Genomic DNA, 2,124 nt, shown 5'->3' on the forward strand with positions numbered 1-2,124 from the left:
CAGGGCATCGAGGCCGCCTACCTGCAGTGGCTGGGCCACGCCTACGCCGCCTGGTTCGGTCGCGAGCCCGCCTTGCCGGTGCTGGCCATCGACACCACCCGCTTCAACCCGCTGGCCCAGCCCGAGCACCTCGACCGGCTGTTGCAGCGGCTGCACGACTTCCGCGGTCCGCGGGAGGCCTGGTAGGGGCGCCCGCTTACACTGCGCGCCCCTGTTTCTTTATGACTGTGCCGTGACCGTCCTGTGACAGTCACGCGCCGCCCGAACGAGGAAAAGCCCGATGCTGTTCGGCAAGCTCCTGCCCCGCGAGGGCAATTTTTTTGAACTCTTCAACGAACACGGCAAGCAGATCGCCGAAGGCGCCCGCGCCTTCACCCGGATGATCGAGCACTACGCCGACCTGCCGCTGCGCGAGCAGTACGCGGCCGACGTGATCGCCGCCGAGCGCAATGCCGACCGCATCACCGCCGAGGTGAACCGGCTGCTGCACAAGACCTTCATCACGCCGATCGACCGCGAGCAGATCCACGGCCTGATCAATGCGATGGACGACGTGCTGGACCTGCTGCAGGACGCCACCGAGACCATGCAGCTGTACGACGTGCGGGCGATGACCGAAGAGACGATGCGGCTGGGCGACCTCAGCGCCAAGTGCTGCGACCGCGTGGCCCATGTGGTCACGCTGCTGCCCAAGCTGTCGGACCACACGGTGGTGGAAGCGGCGCTCAAGACCTGCGAAGAGATAGACAAGCTGGAATCGGACGCCGACCGCGTGATGCGCTCGGCCATGAGCAAGCTGTTCCGCGAGCAGCCCGACGTGCGCGAGCTGATCAAGCTCAAGGCCATCTACGAGCAGCTGGAGTCGATCACCGACCGCTGCGAAGACGTGGCCAACCTTGTCGAGGGCATCGTCCTCGAGAACTCCTGAAGGCCGCCGGCGCACGATGGACGCGGTTCAGGTCAGTTTCTGGGTGGTGGCGCTGCTGGTGGTGCTGGCAGTGCTGTTCGATTTCATGAATGGTTTCCACGACGCGGCGAATTCCATCGCCACCGTTGTGTCCACCGGCGTGCTCAAGCCCCAGCAGGCGGTGGTGTTCGCGGCCACGTTCAACGTGATCGCGATCTTCGTCTTCCACTTGAGCGTGGCGGCCACGGTGGGCAAGGGCATCGTGCAGCCCGGCATCGTCGACCACCACGTGGTGTTCGGCGCGCTGGTCGGCGCCATCGCCTGGAACGTCATCACCTGGTGGTACGGCATTCCTTCCAGCAGCAGCCATGCGCTGATCGGCGGCATCGTGGGTGCCGTCATCGCCAAGTCGGGCGTGGGCGCGCTGGTGGCGGGCGGCGTGCTCAAGACGGTGGCCTTCATCTTCGTCTCGCCGCTGCTGGGCTACCTGCTGGGCTCGCTGATGATGGTGCTGGTGGCCTGGGTCTGCCGGCGCAGCTCGCCGCTGCGGGTGGACAACTGGTTCCGCCGGCTGCAGCTGGTGTCGGCCGGGCTGTACAGCCTGGGCCACGGCGGCAACGATGCACAAAAAACGATCGGCATCATCTGGATGCTGCTGATCGCCACCGGCTACGCCAATGCGACGGACGCGATGCCGCCGGCCTGGGTGATCTGGTCGTGCTACATCGCCATCGGCCTGGGCACCATGTTCGGCGGCTGGCGCATCGTCAAGACCATGGGCCAGAAGATCACCAAGCTCAAGCCCGTGGGCGGCTTCTGCGCCGAGACCGGCGGCGCGCTCACGCTGTTCCTGGCCACCGCGCTGGGCATTCCCGTGTCGACCACCCACACCATCACCGGCGCCATCGTCGGCGTGGGCTCGGTGCGCAGCGCCTCGGCCGTGCGCTGGGGCGTGGCCGGCAACATCGTCTGGGCCTGGATCCTCACCATCCCCGCCTCGGCCTTCATCGCGGCCGTCTTCTACTGGCTGGGCCTGCAAATCTTGTGAGGACGCGGCCAGCGCCGGGCCGCTCCCAAGCGGCCGCGCCACCCGCCCGGCGGGTGGGCCCGCACCGCAGGTGCGGGACCGGGTGCACCAGTCATTGACTTATTTTTTTGGCCTCTTCGACCTGGTACTCGAAGTAGCGCTGGCCGCTGAAGGCGATGGTGGCCATCAG

The 2,124-nt window shown here is 66.8% G+C and carries 2 protein-coding genes and 1 pseudogene; all 3 read left to right on the top strand.

The features are described from left to right. A pseudogene (locus ABNT58_RS11410) lies at positions 1 to 186 on the top strand (deoxynucleoside kinase); the annotation flags it as partial. Positions 187 to 280: 94 nt separating this feature from the next. Continuing rightward, a complete protein-coding gene (locus ABNT58_RS11415; protein WP_348753598.1) occupies positions 281 to 928 on the top strand; it encodes a DUF47 domain-containing protein in 648 nt (215 codons plus the stop codon). Positions 929 to 944: 16 nt separating this feature from the next. Further along, positions 945 to 1,955, top strand: a complete 1,011-nt coding sequence (locus ABNT58_RS11420) for an inorganic phosphate transporter (RefSeq protein ID WP_348753599.1) — start codon at positions 945 to 947, stop codon at positions 1,953 to 1,955. Positions 1,956 to 2,124 lie beyond the last annotated feature (169 nt).

Origin of the sequence: uncultured Aquincola sp., assembly GCF_964001545.1 — a bacterium.
Lineage (GTDB): Bacteria > Pseudomonadota > Gammaproteobacteria > Burkholderiales > Burkholderiaceae_C > Aquincola.

Coding starts and splice junctions, on each gene's coding strand:
- ABNT58_RS11415 (WP_348753598.1), top strand. CDS start 281: ATGCTGTTCGGCAAGCTCCTGCCCCGCGAGGGCAATTTTTTTGAACTC.
- ABNT58_RS11420 (WP_348753599.1), top strand. CDS start 945: ATGGACGCGGTTCAGGTCAGTTTCTGGGTGGTGGCGCTGCTGGTGGTG.